Source organism: Mesorhizobium sp. M1D.F.Ca.ET.043.01.1.1 (assembly GCF_003952385.1).
GTDB lineage: Bacteria > Pseudomonadota > Alphaproteobacteria > Rhizobiales > Rhizobiaceae > Mesorhizobium.
Genome location: NZ_CP034444.1, coordinates 3,442,038 through 3,458,035 on the forward strand (window position 1 = coordinate 3,442,038; position 15,998 = coordinate 3,458,035).

A 15,998-nucleotide genomic window follows, 5' to 3' on the forward strand; every position below is an offset into this window, starting at 1 on the left:
GAGCCGGCTCGGCCGTTCGAGGCGGATTTCCAACGCTTTGGACGAAAGAAGCATTGATCACGCGACGTGACGTATTGCATCGCAACAATATCTTGTTAACCTCGCTGCGAGACATTCAAGGCTCGGCGCTGCTCGTCGGCCCTTTGGTCGCCAGGCAGCAGCGGGGTTCCCGATGTTCTACCAGCTCTACGAATTGAACCATGCGGCGCTGCAGCCCGCCCGCCTCTATGCCGATGCGGTGCGGCTTTTCTACTCCAACCCGCTCAATCCGATCTCGCACACGCCGCTCGGCCGCTCGGTGGCGGCGACCGCGGAACTCTTCGAGCGCACGACGCGCCGCTACGGCAAGCCGCAATTCGGCCTGACCCAGACAGTGGTCGACTGGAAGACCGTCGACGTGACGGAAAAAAACGTCTGGTCGAAGCCGTTCTGCAACCTCGTCCGCTTCGAGCGCTCGCTGCCGGCCGGCCGCAAGGCCGATCCGAAGCTGCTGATCGTGGCGCCGATGTCCGGCCACTACGCGACGCTGCTGCGCGGCACGGTCGAGGCCATGCTTCCCCACGCCGACGTGCACATCACCGACTGGGTCGATGCCCGCGTGGTGCCGCTGTCGCAGGGCAGCTTCGATCTCGACGACTATATCGACTACGTCATCGAGATGTTCCATGCGCTGGGTCCCGATACCCATGTGATGGGGGTCTGCCAGCCGTCGGTGCCGGTGCTGGCGGCGGTGGCGCTGATGGAAAAGCGCGGCGATCCCTTCGTGCCGGCGACCATGACGCTGATGGGCGGCCCGATCGACACCCGCCGCAACCCGACCGCGGTCAACCTGCTGGCCGAGGAAAAGGGCATCGACTGGTTCCGCGACAACGTCATCATGCAGGCGCCCTGGCCGGTGCCGGGCTTCGGCCGCGAGGTCTATCCCGGCTTCCTGCAGCTTTCGGGTTTCATGAGCATGAACCTCGACCGCCACATCATCGCCCACAAGGATTTCTTCATGCACCTTGTGAAAAACGACGGCGACAACGCCGAGAAGCACCGCGACTTCTATGACGAATATCTGGCGGTGATGGACCTGACGGCGGAATTCTATCTGCAGACGGTCGACACGGTGTTTGTGCGCCATGCCTTGCCGAAAGGCGAGATGACGCATCGCGGCGAGACCGTCGATCCCAAGGCGATCCGCAACGTCGCCCTGTTCACCGTCGAGGGCGAGAACGACGACATTTCCGGCCTCGGCCAGACCCAGGCCGCGCACGACCTTTGCGTGAACATCCCGTCCGACCGGCAAGCCCACTACATGCAGCCGGCCGTCGGTCATTACGGCGTCTTCAACGGCTCGCGATTCCGCTCCGAGATCGTGCCGCGCATCGTCGACTTCATCACCAGCTATGGCCGCCAGACCCGCGTGGCCGCGAAGCCGAGGCTGGTCCGTTCTGCCAAGAGCTGAGCGAGCGGCGCGCCCGACCCGGGCCGGCGCCGGAATGCTTGGCGCTTTTTGTCCGGAAATTTTAGTAAAACCAAATATTTAGCGCGGCGCGGCGCGGCGGCAGGCGGCTTCCGGCATTCGCCGACGCCGCTGTTGCCAAAGTGCCGCTGTCGGGACCGCGCGGGTAACCATGCCGCCAAACTAGCCGTTGTCTCTAATTGACACGGACTGTAAATCGCCTTTAACGTTTCGTTAATAAAAGAACAGGGCGGACCGGGGGACAATGACTTCCTCACCGATGGCGCGGATGCTGCGTTTGTGTGCAGTCGCAGGGCTGGCGATCTCGGCCCATTGGGCGGTGCCGGCATGGGCGGCGGGCGCCATGACCACCGGCGGCCTGACCTCGCAGCCGATCGGACACTATGATTTCTGCAAGGCGCATCCGGGCGAATGCAACATCCGCCCGGCCAATCTCGCGCCGGTCAAGCTGACCGACGGGCTCTGGCGCAGGCTGACCAGCGTCACCGCCAGGGTCAACGCCGCCGTCAAGCCGCTGAGCGATCTCGACAATTACGGCAAGGACGAGGTCTGGACCTATCCGGACAACGGCTTTGGCGACTGCGAGGACTATGTGCTGGAGAAGCGGCGCCAGCTCTACCGCATGGGCGTGTCGCTCGCCGATCTGTTGATCACCGTCGTGCGCAAGCCCGACGGCGAAGGCCATTCGGTGCTGACGGTGCGCACCGACCGGGGCGACTACGTCCTCGACAATCTGACCGACAAGGTCAAAGCCTGGGACGAGACCGGCTATCGCTATCTGAAGCGGCAGGCGATCGACAACACCGGCCGCTGGGTCTCGATCCGCGACGGCCAGCAGGTGCTGGTCGGCTCGGTGCAGTAGGCAGAGCTGGCGGCGCCAACCTCAGTTTCGTCATTCTAGGGCGAAGCAAGGAGCGCAGCGACGCAGCGTAGACCCTAGAATCCATTCCGTGACCTTCGAGCGTCTCCACGGTGCAGAATTCTGCGCCGTTGCACTCTTCTGCGGAGGTCACGGAATGGATCCTCGGGTCAAGCCCGAGGATGACGAAGAGAGCTTCGCCGCTAATCCAAAACCGCGAACGTTGTCATGAGCAACGCGCCGACTATCCCCTCAACGCGGCCCGGACCGATGCAGTGATCTTCCGCAGCTCCGCCTCGTCCAGCTTCTCGATGCTCTCGGCCAGCAGGTTCGCCAGCTCGGTCGCGGCGGGCGACAGGCCCGACGTGTCGATCCTGACCCTCGGATGCGAGGTTTCGGCGAGGCGGGCGAGGTCCTCGGCGTCGTCCCAGATGATGTTGAAATAGCCGATGATCTTCTGGATCAACGTCCAGGTCGGGGTGCCGCGCCGGCCGTGCTCGAGCGCCGACAGATAGGCGGCGCTGACGCCGATTGCCTCGGCCATCGCCTTCTGGCTGACGCCGCGCTCGGCGCGCAGCGCGCGCAGCCTTTCGCCGAAAGGGGTCATGACCGCATCCTCATGCGCGGGTCCGCCTCAGCCGGACATAGAGCGCGCCCGAACCGCCATGGTTGCGGGCAGCATGGTCGTGGCTGGAGACCAGGTGCCGGAAAGCCGGCGTCGACAGCCAGTGCGGCACCGAGCGCCGCAGGATCCCGTCGCCGCCGGAGGATGAGCCCTTGCCGGTGATGACCAGCACATAGCGGATGCCGCCGGCATGCGCGCGATGCAGGAAGGTTAGCAGCAGCGAATAGGCCTCGTCCTGCGTCATGCCATGCAGGTCGACGCGGCCCTCGATCGGCAGCCGGCCTTTTTTCAGCTTCTCGTGCGTCTGGTCGTCGAGCGCATGCGAGACAGGGTGCGGCTTTGGCTTCGCGGCTGTGGCCGCAACACCGTTGACCGGCGCGGGCATAGGTGCCGGCTTCGGCTCGATAATTTCGGGAATCTCGACCGCGGCCTTGCCTTTCAGCGGCCGCGTCGTCTTCGCCACCAGATTCCAGAGGATGCGGTCGTCCTCGCTGAGCGTGTCGTCGCGGCGGGTCACGCGCCCCTCCTCTCGACCAGCCCGCGCGGGACAAGCGCATAGAAATCGGCGGCGTTGCGCACCACACCGGCGATCTCGCCGGCGGCGTCGCCGGAGCCGGCGAAGAGGTCGCCGCGCGCCGGACCGGTGATGGCCGAGCCGGTGTCCTGCGCGATCATCAGCCGCCGGAACGGATTTCCATCAAAAGCCGTGAGCGTCGGCGCGTCGATGTAGAACGGCGTGCCGAATGTGTGCAGCAGCCGGTCGACGGCGACGGAGCGGCCGGGCGTCAGCGGCACCTTGGCGGCGGCGATCGGGCCGAGCGCCGGATCGTCGACCGGCGCCTCGCGGAAGAAGATAAAGGAGCGGTTCTGCCAGAGGATCTCGTCGACACGGTCGGGATGCGCCTTGAACCAGGCGCGGATCGACTGCATCGTCACCTTTTCCAGCGGGATTTCGCCGAGCTCGCTCAAGATCTTGCCCGGGCCGGTGAAGCGCTGGCCGGATTTCGCGGCATAGGTGACGCGGCAGAGCCTGCCGTCGGTCATCCTCAGCCGCGCCGCGCCCTGCACATGGATGAAGAATGCGTCGACCTTGTCGGCCAGCCAGGCGATCTCGAGATTCCGGCCGGCGAGCGCGCCGCGCTCGATCTCGCCGCGGTCGAAATATTCGACGGGGTCTGCCGCCGTGTCGCGCGCGAAGGCGAGATAGGGGTCCATGCCGGCAGGGCGGTTGTTATCGTCGATGTCGATCAGGTCGGCGGGGCGGGAAAGCAACGGCACGGTGAACCGCGCCGTCCCGGCCGGCGAAGCCTCAACTTCCGGCTCGTAGAAGCCGGTGACGAGCCCGGCGCCGTTCTCCGCCGCCACCGAAGCGGGAACGAAATGGCGCTCGAAGAAGGACCGCGCCTCGGACCGATTCGCCGGCGAAACGCTGCGCGCCTCGGCATAGGCCGCGGCGAAAGCGTCGAACGCGACGCCGAGCGAACCGGTGCGATAAGGCTTGGTCGGCACGTAGAGAGCGCAGCGTTTGAACGCGGCGAAAGCGTCGAGGTGGTCGTCCTCGCCCCAGCCGGGCAGGTCGGTGAAGGATTTTCCGTTGAATGTAGGAGAGAGCGGCATGACTGGCCCCGCCGCTTTATCTCAGTCTTCTTCTTCCGTTGCGACCAGCTTCCAGTTCGGATCCCGCGAGCGGGTATCGCGGAAGAAAGTCCAGACGTCCTTGACCTCGGCAACCTTCTCGGGATCGCCGTCGATGACGGCGCCGACCTTGTCCCGGGTCGCCGAGATCAGCTCGCTGACGATGCGCAGCGTGATATGCGCCTCGGTGCCCTTCATCTCGGCGGCGACGGCGTCGACCTTGTCGATGCCAACGAAGGAAGACTGGATCTTTTCCGCTTTCGCCTCGCGCTCGCCGATCGCGGCGGCGAAGCTGTCGTAGACCTCACGCGACAACAGGTTCTTCAGCGTCTTGCGGTCGCCGTCGGCAAAGGCCATGACGATCATCTCGTAGGCCATCTTGGCGCCGTCGATGAAGGTTTTTGGGTCGAAGGACGGATCGTTGTCCTTGATCGCGCGCAGACCCTTGTTGAGGTCGGTCTCGGGCTTGGCGAAGGCGTCGATGGCGGCATAGGTTTCGGCCGCCGTTTCGCCCGGCATGCGCTTGCGCGGCAGCGACACCACATTCTCGGACTTCTGCGCCGCGTCCTGCTCGCGCGTGCGGTTTGCCGAATAGGGATCGAAGGGCGGGCGTTCGTTTCCGGTGCGACGTCCCAGCACGTTGCGCAGCTGGAAGAAGATCACAACCGCCGCAATCAAGAAGAAAATCGTGCCGAAGTCGAAGAAACCCATATCTTCCGCCAATTCGATCCCTGTCCTGGCCGGACCACCAGAGCCCCTAGGATGGCGGCGGTCGCATAGCGTTCATTACCCAAAGCATATAGAACGGCGGGCGCAATCATTCAAATCAAAGCCAGCCATACCTATCTAAAGACCCCAGTGCCAGCGGCGATTGCCCGCGGGGCCTCCAAAAGAAGAAAGCGATCGGTCGAGACTTGCGACTTTCACTCTTCCCGCTGTTCCTGCTCCTGCTGCCGCTGCTGGAGATCGCCGGCTTCGTCATCGTCGGCCGCGAGGTGGGCGCCTTGGCGACGGTCGGGCTGGTTCTCCTGTCCACCATGGCCGGCAGCCTGCTGCTTCGGCATCAGGGTTTCGGGGTGATGGCACGGGTGCGGACGGAAATGGATGCCGGGCGCGATCCCAGCCGCCAGCTCGCGCATGGCGCGATGATCGTGCTGGCGGCGATCCTGCTCATCATTCCAGGCTTCATCACCGACATCATCGCCATCCTGCTGCTTTTGCCGCCGGTGCGCGATCTCGCCTGGCGCCTGCTCAAGAACCGGATCGTGCTGGCGACGAGCTTCAGCAGCGGCTTTCGCGCCCGCCGCGACAAGGTCATCGATCTCGACGACAGCGACTATTCGCGCGAGGACGATTTCAAGCGCGGGCCGGACCACAATTCGCCCTGGCGACGGCTCAAGGACGACTAGCCCCGTTTCACAGGCGATTGCGGCTCTTTGAGCGTTTGCGGATCCGGCGCGGCCCGTCTTGCCATCGTCCTGTGCCAGCGACGCGATGATCGCCAATATCGATTTCAATCGACCGAAGCAGGAGGTTTCAATGTCGCTCGAGCTCATCAACCCAAATGATCTGCCGGTTCCGGAGATGTACACGCAGGTTGTCGTCGCGACGGGATCCAGGATGGTGTTCGTCTCGGGCCAGCAGCCAGAAGACATGGACGGCAAGCTCGTCGGGCATGGTGATTTTGCCGCGCAGGCGCGCCTGGCATTCGGCAATCTCGGCCGGGCGCTCAGCGCGGCAGGGGCACGGCCCGAGCAGGTTTGCAAGATCACGATCTACATTGTCGACTATAAGCGCGATGACCACCTTCCGATCCTCGAAGAAGCCCAGATTTCGCTGTTTGGAGATCACAAACCGGCGAATGTGATCGTCGGGGTCGCGATAATGTCCCCAGGCTACCTCATCGAGGTCGACGCGATGGCGGTCATCTGACGAGGCCGTCCGAAGCTGGCGTCGCCCGGGTCGTCGCCCGTTCCTGCGCGGCGGGCCGCAAAACTTGTCTTGTCCTGCCGAGCATGGTAGCGAACCCCCGATTTCAATCCGGTCAGCAATGCTGCCCCGGCAAAAGGACTAAGGCTCATGGCCAGCAATGATGATGCCGCGGCGGGCGCCGCCAACGGCAACGGCAACCAGGCACAGCCCTCGCTCAACGTGCTCGCCCAATATGTGAAGGACCTGTCCTTCGAAAGCCCCGGCGCGCCGAACTCGCTGCGCGGCCGCGACAAGGCTCCAGGCATCGCCATCAACGTCAACGTCAACGCCAACCCGCTCTCGGACAAGCAGTTCGACGTCAACCTGACCTTGAACGCCAAGGCTTCCTTCGACCAGGAAGTGCTGTTCAACGTCGAATTGGTCTATGGCGGCGTCTTCGCCATCAGCGGCTTCCCGCAGGAGCACATGCTGCCGATCCTGTTCATCGAATGCCCGCGGCTGCTGTTCCCGTTCGCCCGCCAGATCATCGCCGACGCGACCCGCAATGGCGGCTTCCCGCCGCTGATGCTCGACCCGATCGATTTCGCGCAGATGTTCCAGCAGCGCATCGCCGAGGACCAGGCGGCGGCCAAGGTCCAGGTGAGCTGAGGCGGTTCAGTCTCTGTAAGGTTTGAAAGCCCGGCCTCGCGCCGGGCTTTTTGCTAGTCAGCCCTGCGAGCAGTCGCCAAACCCTCGCGATTGGCCGTGCCCGTCTTGCCGGTCGTCATTCTAGGGCGGAGCAAGGAGCGGAGCGACGCGCGCAGACCCTAGAATCCATGCCGTTACGCTAAGGCGTTGCGGCGGTTACGGAATTCCGCACCGTTGCGCTCTGCGGCGGAGGTCACGGCATGGATACTCGGGTCAAGCCCGAGTATGACGACGTCATGGAGGTTTCGGCTAATCTCTGACGCGGGCGCTACCAGCGCCACTCAACCCGCCGCCGCCACCTTCAGCCACAGCGCCTTTTCGCCGAGCGTGCCGACCAGACCGGCATGCGCCGCCCGATCCGCCTCGGTGAGCCGCGGTGGCAGGGCGATCGGCCTTGCGCCGATCGAAATGTCGATGTCGGCCACCTCGCCGTTGCCGTTCATATGCACGGCCACGCTCTCGAGCACCAGCGCCGCCTGCTTGCCGCCGATGAGCTCGATATAGACCTCGGCCAGCAATTCGGAGTCGAGCAGCGCGCCGTGCTTGGTGCGGCGGGTGTTGTCGATGCCGTAGCGCCGGCAGAGCGCGTCCAGCGAATTCGGCCCCATCGGATGCTTGCGGCGCGCCAGCGCCAGCGTGTCGACGATGCGGCCGGGATCGATGGCCGGATGGTCGAGCCGGCTGAATTCGAGGTTGAGGAAGCCAATATCGAAAGTGGCGTTGTGGGCGATCAGCTTGGCGCCGTCGGTGAAGGCCAGCCACTCCTCGACGACTTCGGCGAAGGTCGGCTTGCCGGCCAGGTCGGCGGCGCTGATGCCGTGCACGGCCTGCGCCTCGATGTGAATCGCCCGGCCTTGCGGATTGATGAATCTGTGGAAGGTGCGGCCGGTCGGGAAGCGGTTGACCAGCTCGACGCCGCCGAGCTCGATGATGCGGTCGTCGCGCAAATCGAGGCCGGTGGTTTCCGTATCGAAGATGATCTCACGCATTCGAATCAGTTCGCTCCAAGCGAGCAGAATCATACACCAGAACAAAATGGCAATGGGGACTGCTGACGGCCTGCCTTCAGGATTGGGCTTTGCCGGACTTTTCCCCCGAGAGTTCGGCGATGATCGCCTTGACCGCCGCACGCGCGACATCGAAGCCCTGGCCGGTGTCGACGATGAAATCGGCCTGGCGACGCTTTTCGGCGTCCGGCACCTGCTTGGCCAGGATCGCGGCGAATTTTTCTTCGCTCATGCCCGGCCGCTCCAGCACACGGGCGCGTTGGACCTCCGCCGGCGCGGTGACCACCACGACCTTGTCGACGCGCCCGCGGCCGCCGGTCTCGAACAGCAGCGGGATATCGAGCACGGCGATCGGCGCGCCGGCGGCACGGTGGAGGCCGAGAAACGCATCGGCGTCGGCGCGCACCAGCGGATGGATGATCGCCTCCAGCGTCTTCAGCGCGGCGGGATCGCCCAGCGCTTTCTCGGCCAGCCTGGCGCGATCGACCACGCCCGCTTTCGTGGTGCCGGGAAAGGCCGCCTCGACCAGAGGCGCCGCCTTGCCGGCATAGAGGCGATGCACTGTCTCGTCGGAATCATGCACCGGCACGCCGGCGTCGGTGAACATCTTCGCGGTCGTCGACTTGCCCATGCCGATCGATCCGGTGAGGCCGAGCACGATCATGTCCCTGCCAGTCATCTCAATGCGCTTCGATGTCGGCGACGATCATGCGCCGCAATTCCGGCGTCACCTCCGGCCGCCTGCCGAACCAACGCTCGAAGCCGGGCACCGCCTGGTGCAGCAACATGCCCAGCCCGTCGACCGTCTTCAGGCCACGCGTCCTGGCGGCCGCGAGCAGCGGCGTTTCCAGCGGCACATAGACGATATCGGTGACAATGGCATGGCCGGGCAGGCCCGCCGGATCGGCGGCGAGGCTGTCGTTGCCATGCATCCCGAGCGCCGTGGTGTTGATGAGCAGGCCGGCGTCGGCAAGCAGTTTGCCGACCGCGTTGGCGCCGTGCGCCGAGACGCCCGCGCCAAAGTGGCGGCCGAGTTCCTCGGCCCTCGCAAGCGTGCGGTTGACGATGCGGATGTCCTTGATGCCGCGCTCCTTCAGCGCATGGATGACGGCGCGGGAAGCGCCGCCCGCGCCCAGCACCACCGCCGGGCCGTTTTCCGCCCAATCCGGCGCATGGTCGTCGAGGTTGGCGGCAAAGCCGTAGCCGTCCGTATTGCCGCCCCAGAGAACGCCGTCCTCGAGCCACAGCGTGTTGACGGCGCCGATCTCATCGGCGGCATAGTCGCGGCGGGCCACTGCGGCGAAAGCGGCTTCCTTGTGCGGAATGGTGACATTGCCGCCGCGAAAGCCGTTGTCGCCAAGCGATGTCAGGAAGGCGGCGAAATCCTGCGGCCTGACGTCGATCGCTTCATAGCTGCCGTCGATGCCGTATTTCGCCAGCCAGTGGCCATGGATCTTCGGCGAGCGCGAATGCGCGATGGGGTGGCCGGTGACGAAGGCCTTCTTCTCAGCCATCGATCGCCCCCAGCGCGCGAAGCTCCGTCAGCAGGGCCAGCAGCGGCAGGCCGACGATGGTGAAATAGTCGCCCTCGATCTTCTCGAAGAGCTGGATGCCCTCGCCTTCGATCTGATAGGCGCCGACGCTTCCCAGCGCCTTGGCGCCGACCCGAGCCAGGTGCCGGCCGACGAAGGCGGGATCGAGCTTGCGCATGGTAAGGCTGGCGACGCCGACATGGCGCCACAGCACCTCGCCGTCGCGACAGAGCACCGCGGCGCTGTTCAGCTGATGGGTCTTGCCCGACAATGCCAGGAGATGGCGGCGGGCGCCTTCCATGTCGGCCGGCTTGTGGAATATCTCGTCGCCCAGTGACAGCGTCTGGTCGCAGCCGAGCACCAGGGCGCCCGGCCGGCGTTCGCTGACCTCGGTCGCCTTGGCTTCGGCGAGGATCGAAGCGACGTCTTCGGGAGACACGCCGCTGTCTTTCAGCGGCGCCTCGAGCGCGCGCTCGTCGACATCGGCCGGGACCGCCTCGATGTCGAGCCCGGCATTGATGAGCATCGTCTTGCGGAACGGGCTGCCCGAAGCGAGGATGATTTTCTCGGCCATGGTTTTTTCGCGCCCATCGCGTCCCGGTTTACCGGGGCAATGGGTTATCTGTTCTTGCCGCGCAGGGCAACGATCGCCGCCGCCGTTTCCTCGATCGAGCGCCGGCTGACGTCGATCATCGGCCAGCCATGCCTGGTGCAGAGCTGGCGGGCGTAGGCCAGCTCCTCGTTGATCGCGGCGCGGTCGATGTAATCGGTCGGCACATAGGCGCTGGTGTTGCCGAGGATGCGGTTTTGCCTGACGTGCGAGATGCGCTCGGCCGTGGCGACAAGGCCGACGATCAGCGGCGTCTTGGCGGCGATCAGGCTTTCCGGCAGCGGCACGCCGAGCACGATCGGGATGTTGGCGGTCTTGATGCCGCGGTTGGCGAGATAGATGCTGGTCGGGGTCTTCGACGTGCGCGAGATGCCGATGAGCACGATATCGGCATCGTCCATGTTGGTCGGCAGCTGGCCGTCGTCATGCTCCATGGTGAAATTCAGCGCGTCGATGCGGCGGAAATATTCGGCGTCGAGCACGTGCTGGGCGCCGACGCGGCGGCCGGCCGGCGTGCCGAGATAGGACTGGAAGACGGCAAGCACCGGTTCCAGCACCGAAACGCAAGGCAGGCCCATGGCGGCGCAGCGCTCGTCGATCGAGCGCGCCAGCTTCTGGTCGACCACCGTGTAGAGAATGATGCCCGGCTCCTCCTCGATATCCTCGAACACCTTGGCGACCTGCTTTTCGGTGCGGATCAGCGGATAGATGTGCTCGATGGCGCGCGCATCCTTGTATTGGGCGGACGCCGCGCGGCCCGCCGCCAGCAATGTCTCGCCGGTGGCGTCGGAAATCAGATGCAGATGGAAGAAGCTCTGGGGTTTGTTCACAGGGGATGGGTCCTGGCTGTGGGCAATTGTGGACAAGGCTGGACGGAGAAGCCCGGCCGTTCGGGGCGACTGTATCAGATGACGGGTTGTCCACAATTCGCCCCGCTGTCGGCTCTATCGCGGCGCTGGGGACAAAACCGGGGATCAATTTTTCCAGAGCGGTTTCATCCACAGCCAGGAGTTCGATCGCGGGACGCCAAGCCGCTGACTCGAAAAGCGGAATCCGGTCCTTCCCCAGATCCCTCCAATTTGCGAACAGGACCGCGCGACAATATGCTAACTGGCCTTTTCGGGCGGCAGACGGGACAGGTCGCAACCACCACAACCAACAGACTCTTAGAATCAGAAGACTCTTTTAAAATAGATATTTGATTTAAGAGACCGCGCATGACTCCGAACCGGAGGTTCGGAATGGATCATGCGCTAGATGAAAGTGCTGCAGCGTCCTTTGCGCGTCTTAGGACGCGCGGCGCTGTAGGGAGGCGAGCGCTGGATGACTGGGAAACGGATCATGCTGGACGTCCTCAAGGGCGAGACGGTTTCACCGCCGCCGCTCTGGCTGATGCGTCAGGCAGGCCGCTATCTTCCGGAATACCGCGAGACACGTAAGCGGGCCGGATCCTTCCTCGATCTCTGCTACGATCCAGACCTCGCCGTCGAAGTGACGCTGCAGCCTATCGAGCGTTTTGGCTTCGATGCCTCGATCCTGTTCTCCGACATCCTGGTCGTTCCCAACGCACTGGGCCGCGAGGTCCGCTTCGAAGAGGGGCGAGGACCGATCCTGAAGCCGATTGCCGCGGCCGAGATTGCGGCGCTGGACGGCGAAACGTTTCACGTGAATCTCGAACCGGTCTACGAGACGGTCCGACGGCTGCGCGCCACGCTTCCCGACCAGACGACGCTGATCGGCTTCTGCGGCGCACCCTGGACGGTCGCGACCTATATGATTGCCGGCCACGGCACGCCGGACCAGGGGCCGGCGCGGCTCTTCGCCTATCGCGAGCCCGAGGCCTTGGGGCGGCTTCTGAAGATACTGGCCGATCACTCGGCCGCCTATCTCATCCGTCAGATCGAGGCCGGCGCCGATGTGGTGCAGATCTTCGATTCATGGTCGGGTGTTCTCGATGAGCCTTCCTTCGAGACGTTCTGCGTCGAACCGGTGGCGGAGATCGTCCGGCAGGTGAAGGCGGCGCACCCGGATGTTCCGGTGATCGGATTTCCGAAGGGCGCCGGCGAGCGCTATCGCGACTACAGGGAGAAGACAGGCATCACGGGCCTCGGCCTCGACTGGACCGTGCCGCTGTCGATGGCGAAGGAGTTGCAGGGCGAAGGCGCCGTGCAGGGCAATCTCGATCCGCTTCGCCTGGTCGCCGGCGGCAGGGCGCTGGCCGACGGCGTCGACGCCATCCTTCGCATGCTGGGCGACGGGCCGCTGATCTTCAATCTCGGCCATGGCATCACGCCGGAAACGCCGGTGGCGCATGTCGAGGCCATGGTGAAAATGGTGAGGAGCCACCGATGACCAGGACGAGTACCGAGAACAGCGCCGGCCAGGCGATGAAGCGCATGACGGTCGGCATCGTCGTTCTCGTCGCGCTGACGGCGCTCCTCTATTTCGCGGCGCCCGACAGTTTCTATCCCTGGGCGAAGGCCATCCATGTCATTGCCGTCATCTCCTGGATGGCCGGCATGCTCTATCTGCCGCGGCTGTTCGTCTATCACGTCGATGCCGAGAAAGGCTCCGTGCAATCCGAGACGTTCAAGGTGATGGAGCGCCGGCTGCTGAGGGCGATCATCAATCCGGCGATGATCGTGACCTGGGTGTTCGGGCTGTGGCTCGCCTGGAAGGGGTTCGATTTTCAGGGTGGCTGGCTGCACGCCAAGATCGCGGCGGTGCTTCTGCTTTCGGGGCTGCACGGCTATCTCGCCGGGGCGGTGCGGAAATTCGCCGAGGACAAGAACGAAAAGTCGGCCAGGCACTGGCGGATCGTCAACGAAATCCCCACATTGCTGATGATCGCCATCGTCATCCTGGTCATTGTGAAGCCGTTCTGAGGCTCGAACGACCCCGCAAAAGGCGGCTTGCTCTTTCAGACGACCGACGATAAAAGACGGGTCTTCCTTCCCGTCATGCGCCGCCCCTTTCTCGCTTTCGGCCGCGCCCGGCATTTGTCGCATCCAGCCGATTTTTTTCTCCCCAAAGCCTGCCCAGAGTCCATCTAATGCAAGAAATGAAACTCACCGAGTTCAAGAACAAGAAGCCGCCGGAGCTGATCGCTTACGCCGAATCGCTCGAGGTCGAGAACGCCAGCGTGATGCGCAAGCAGGAGCTGATGTTCGCGATCCTGAAGAAGCTCGCCACCCAGGACGTCGAGATCATCGGCGACGGCGTGGTGGAGGTGCTGCAGGACGGTTTCGGCTTCCTGCGCTCGGCCAATGCCAACTACCTGCCCGGTCCCGACGACATCTACATTTCGCCTTCGCAAATAAGGCGCTTTTCGCTGAAGACCGGCGACACCGTCGAGGGACCGATCCGCAGCCCCAAAGAGGGCGAGCGCTATTTCGCGCTGCTCAAGGTCAACTCCATCAATTTCGACGACCCGGAGAAGATCCGCCACAAGATCCACTTCGACAATCTGACGCCGCTCTATCCGACCTCGCGGCTGAAGATGGAGGTCGACAATCCGACCACCAAGGACATCTCGCCGCGCGTGATCGACCTGGTGGCGCCGATCGGCAAGGGCCAGCGCGCGTTGATCAACGCCCAGCCGCGCACCGGTAAGACGGTGCTTTTGCAGAACATCGCGCACTCGATCACCGCCAACCATCCGGAATGCTACCTGATCGTGCTTCTGATCGATGAGCGCCCGGAAGAAGTGACCGACATGCAGCGCTCGGTCAAAGGCGAAGTGATCTCCTCGACCTTCGACGAGCCGGCGGCGCGCCATGTGCAGGTCGCCGAAATGGTGATCGAGAAGGCCAAGCGCCTGGTCGAGCACGGCCGCGACGTCGTCATCCTGCTCGATTCGATCACGCGCCTCGGCCGCGCCTACAACACCGTCGTGCCGTCATCCGGCAAGGTGCTGACCGGCGGTGTCGACGCCAACGCGCTGCAGCGGCCGAAGCGCTTCTTCGGCGCGGCCCGCAATATCGAGGAAGGCGGCTCGCTGACCATCATCGCCACCGCGCTGATCGACACCGGCAGCCGCATGGACGAAGTCATCTTCGAAGAGTTCAAGGGCACCGGCAACTGCGAAATCCAGCTCGACCGCAAGGTTGCCGACAAGCGCATCTACCCGGCGATCGACATCCTCAAGTCCGGCACCCGCAAGGAAGACCTTCTGGTGCCGCGCTCGGACCTGCAGAAGATCTTCGTGCTGCGCCGCATCCTGGCGCCGATGGGCACGACCGACGCGATCGAGTTCCTCATCGACAAGCTCAAGCAGACCAAGACCAACGGCGACTTCTTCGATTCGATGAATACGTGATTGGGCGACCCTCCCCCTTGTGGAGAGGGTCGATCCGCGCAGCGCTCCGCCTTCTCCCCTTGTGGGCCTGTTGCATAATTGGCTGGTTGTGATTCTCTGAGTTGGAACTCGGAGGGAATCGCGATGGCGGTGAAGCAAACGGGTCAGTTGAGCCTGGCGGGAGCATTTCTGGGCCAGAAGCTTGCTGGTGGATCCTCGCCGCTCGATCGGCTGTCCGGTCTGGTGAAGTGGTATCGCTTCGAGAAGCTGCTCAACCCGCTACGCGATGGCGGCCCGGGACGTGCGGCCTGGCCGCCATTGGTTCTGTTCAAAGCACTGCTGCTGCAATCGCTCTATGGGCTATCGGATCGCGACCTCGAGGAGGCGCTGGGCGACCGGCTGTCATTCCGGCGCTTTGTCGGGCTTGGCCTTGAGGAGAGCATTCCCGATCACACGGTGCTGTCGCGCTTCCGCAACCTGCTTGTCGGCGAGGGGCTGATGGAAAGGCTGTTTGGCGAACTGGACCGGCAGGTGGAGAAGGCCGGCGTGATCCTGAAGCGCGGCACGATGCTGGATGCGACGCTGATCGATGCGGTCTCGGCGCCGCCGACAGCTGAGCGGCCCTCGAAGGATGCCGATGCCCGTCCCGTGCGGCGGGGCAAGGGCGGCTTTACCTTCGGCTACAAGGCCCATGTTGGGGTCGACGAGGGCTCTGGTCTGATCCGCACGGTGATCACCACGCCGGCCAACGTCAACGACACGGTAATGGCCGATCACTTGATCCGAGGCGACGAGAAGACGGTGTGGGCGGATGCCGCCTATGACACGCATGCCCGGCGTGCTCGGCTCAAGGCCGAGGGCAGGAAGCCGCGCATTGCCCGCCGCCCCAATAAGCACCATTCGCTGCCCGAGCGGCTCAAGCGCTACAATCGCCTGATCGCACGACGGCGGGCGGCGGTGGAGACGACCTTCGCCACGCTCAAGAACCGCATGAAACTGACCACAATCCGCTATGTCGGACTGGCCAAGGCCGCAGCCCAGGTGACACTTGCCGCGATCGCTTTCAACATGCGCCGATGGGCGGCAATCACAGGATAGGTGCGTCCGGCATCCAGCCTAAGGCCGCCCGCCACCATCAAACTCCACCCCAAAAGCCAAAAATGAGCGAGACCTCACGGCCAAACCGCCTCGCGGGTCTGTCCGCGCTAACTGCGCAACAGGCCCCTTGTGGGAGAAGGTGTCGCCAAAGGCGACGGATGAGGGGTGCTCCAGGGAACGCTGACGTCTCACTCCGCTGGAACACCCCTCATCCGTCTCGGCGCTCCGTGCCGATCCACCTTCTCCCA

General features: G+C 64.2%; 18 protein-coding genes. 9 read left to right on the forward strand and 9 right to left on the reverse strand.

What is annotated here, in order from left to right:
* Positions 1-172 precede the first annotated feature (172 nt).
* The gene (locus tag EJ067_RS16770; protein WP_126086736.1) at positions 173-1,450 is read left to right on the forward strand and encodes a polyhydroxyalkanoate depolymerase; all 1,278 of its coding nucleotides are present in this window, start codon (positions 173-175) and stop codon (positions 1,448-1,450) included.
* A gap of 262 nt (positions 1,451-1,712) precedes the next feature.
* Entirely contained in the window at positions 1,713-2,330 is a 618-nt protein-coding gene (locus tag EJ067_RS16775; protein ID WP_126086737.1) for a transglutaminase-like cysteine peptidase, read from the forward strand.
* A gap of 241 nt (positions 2,331-2,571) precedes the next feature.
* Here the strand turns inward: EJ067_RS16775 and EJ067_RS16780 are convergent, their stop codons facing one another.
* From EJ067_RS16780 to EJ067_RS16795, 4 genes are read right to left on the reverse strand one after another with little or no spacing between them, the layout of a single operon-like run.
* Positions 2,572-2,934, reverse strand: coding sequence for a helix-turn-helix transcriptional regulator (locus EJ067_RS16780; protein WP_126086738.1), 363 nt, complete (start codon positions 2,932-2,934; stop codon positions 2,572-2,574).
* A 10-nt stretch (positions 2,935-2,944) separates the two neighbouring features.
* A complete protein-coding gene (locus EJ067_RS16785; RefSeq protein ID WP_126086739.1) occupies positions 2,945-3,469 on the reverse strand; it encodes a Smr/MutS family protein in 525 nt (174 codons plus the stop codon).
* Positions 3,466-4,569 (reverse strand): murein transglycosylase A, encoded by a 1,104-nt coding sequence (locus tag EJ067_RS16790; protein WP_126086740.1) that lies wholly within the window; start codon positions 4,567-4,569, stop codon positions 3,466-3,468. Before EJ067_RS16790 ends, EJ067_RS16785 begins: the two co-directional genes overlap by 4 nt.
* Positions 4,570-4,590: 21 nt before the next feature.
* Positions 4,591-5,298, reverse strand: coding sequence for a Tim44/TimA family putative adaptor protein (locus EJ067_RS16795; RefSeq protein WP_126086741.1), 708 nt, complete (start codon positions 5,296-5,298; stop codon positions 4,591-4,593).
* 203 nt (positions 5,299-5,501) lie between these two features.
* On the opposite strand from EJ067_RS16795, the gene EJ067_RS16800 reads away from it, so the two are divergent.
* From EJ067_RS16800 to secB, 3 genes are all read left to right on the forward strand, one after another.
* Positions 5,502-5,996, forward strand: a complete 495-nt coding sequence (locus EJ067_RS16800) for an FxsA family protein (protein WP_126086742.1) — start codon at positions 5,502-5,504, stop codon at positions 5,994-5,996.
* 85 nt (positions 5,997-6,081) lie between these two features.
* Entirely contained in the window at positions 6,082-6,519 is a 438-nt protein-coding gene (locus EJ067_RS16805; RefSeq protein WP_245468277.1) for a RidA family protein, read from the forward strand.
* A gap of 147 nt (positions 6,520-6,666) precedes the next feature.
* Complete coding sequence (secB, locus tag EJ067_RS16810; protein ID WP_126086743.1) at positions 6,667-7,167, forward strand: protein-export chaperone SecB; 501 nt, start codon at positions 6,667-6,669, stop codon at positions 7,165-7,167.
* A gap of 320 nt (positions 7,168-7,487) precedes the next feature.
* Here secB and dnaQ read toward each other — a convergent pair whose 3' ends face one another.
* From dnaQ to EJ067_RS16835, 5 genes are all read right to left on the reverse strand, one after another.
* A complete protein-coding gene (gene dnaQ, locus EJ067_RS16815; RefSeq protein WP_126086744.1) occupies positions 7,488-8,195 on the reverse strand; it encodes a DNA polymerase III subunit epsilon in 708 nt (235 codons plus the stop codon).
* Between the two features lie 76 nt (positions 8,196-8,271).
* Positions 8,272-8,877, reverse strand: coding sequence for a dephospho-CoA kinase (gene coaE, locus EJ067_RS16820; RefSeq protein ID WP_126089649.1), 606 nt, complete (start codon positions 8,875-8,877; stop codon positions 8,272-8,274).
* Between the two features lie 16 nt (positions 8,878-8,893).
* Positions 8,894-9,727: a shikimate dehydrogenase gene (locus EJ067_RS16825; protein ID WP_126086745.1), complete on the reverse strand. Its 834-nt coding sequence runs from the start codon at positions 9,725-9,727 to the stop codon at positions 8,894-8,896.
* Positions 9,720-10,319: a Maf-like protein gene (locus tag EJ067_RS16830; RefSeq protein ID WP_126086746.1), complete on the reverse strand. Its 600-nt coding sequence runs from the start codon at positions 10,317-10,319 to the stop codon at positions 9,720-9,722. Before EJ067_RS16830 ends, EJ067_RS16825 begins: the two co-directional genes overlap by 8 nt.
* A gap of 44 nt (positions 10,320-10,363) precedes the next feature.
* Positions 10,364-11,185 carry a pyruvate, water dikinase regulatory protein gene (locus tag EJ067_RS16835; RefSeq protein ID WP_126086747.1) on the reverse strand — a complete coding sequence of 274 codons (822 nt, stop codon included), beginning with the start codon at positions 11,183-11,185 and terminating at the stop codon, positions 10,364-10,366.
* Between the two features lie 493 nt (positions 11,186-11,678).
* Between EJ067_RS16835 and hemE the strand changes: the two genes are divergently transcribed.
* From hemE to EJ067_RS16855, 4 genes are all read left to right on the forward strand, one after another.
* Positions 11,679-12,707, forward strand: coding sequence for a uroporphyrinogen decarboxylase (gene hemE / locus EJ067_RS16840; protein ID WP_126086748.1), 1,029 nt, complete (start codon positions 11,679-11,681; stop codon positions 12,705-12,707).
* Positions 12,704-13,240, forward strand: coding sequence for a protoporphyrinogen oxidase HemJ (gene hemJ / locus EJ067_RS16845; protein WP_126086749.1), 537 nt, complete (start codon positions 12,704-12,706; stop codon positions 13,238-13,240). The genes hemE and hemJ overlap by 4 nt, the downstream gene beginning before the upstream one ends.
* Before the next feature lie 167 nt (positions 13,241-13,407).
* Positions 13,408-14,673 carry a transcription termination factor Rho gene (gene rho / locus EJ067_RS16850; RefSeq protein ID WP_126086750.1) on the forward strand — a complete coding sequence of 422 codons (1,266 nt, stop codon included), beginning with the start codon at positions 13,408-13,410 and terminating at the stop codon, positions 14,671-14,673.
* A 123-nt stretch (positions 14,674-14,796) separates the two neighbouring features.
* Positions 14,797-15,750, forward strand: coding sequence for an IS5 family transposase (locus tag EJ067_RS16855; RefSeq protein WP_126086751.1), 954 nt, complete (start codon positions 14,797-14,799; stop codon positions 15,748-15,750).
* Positions 15,751-15,998 lie beyond the last annotated feature (248 nt).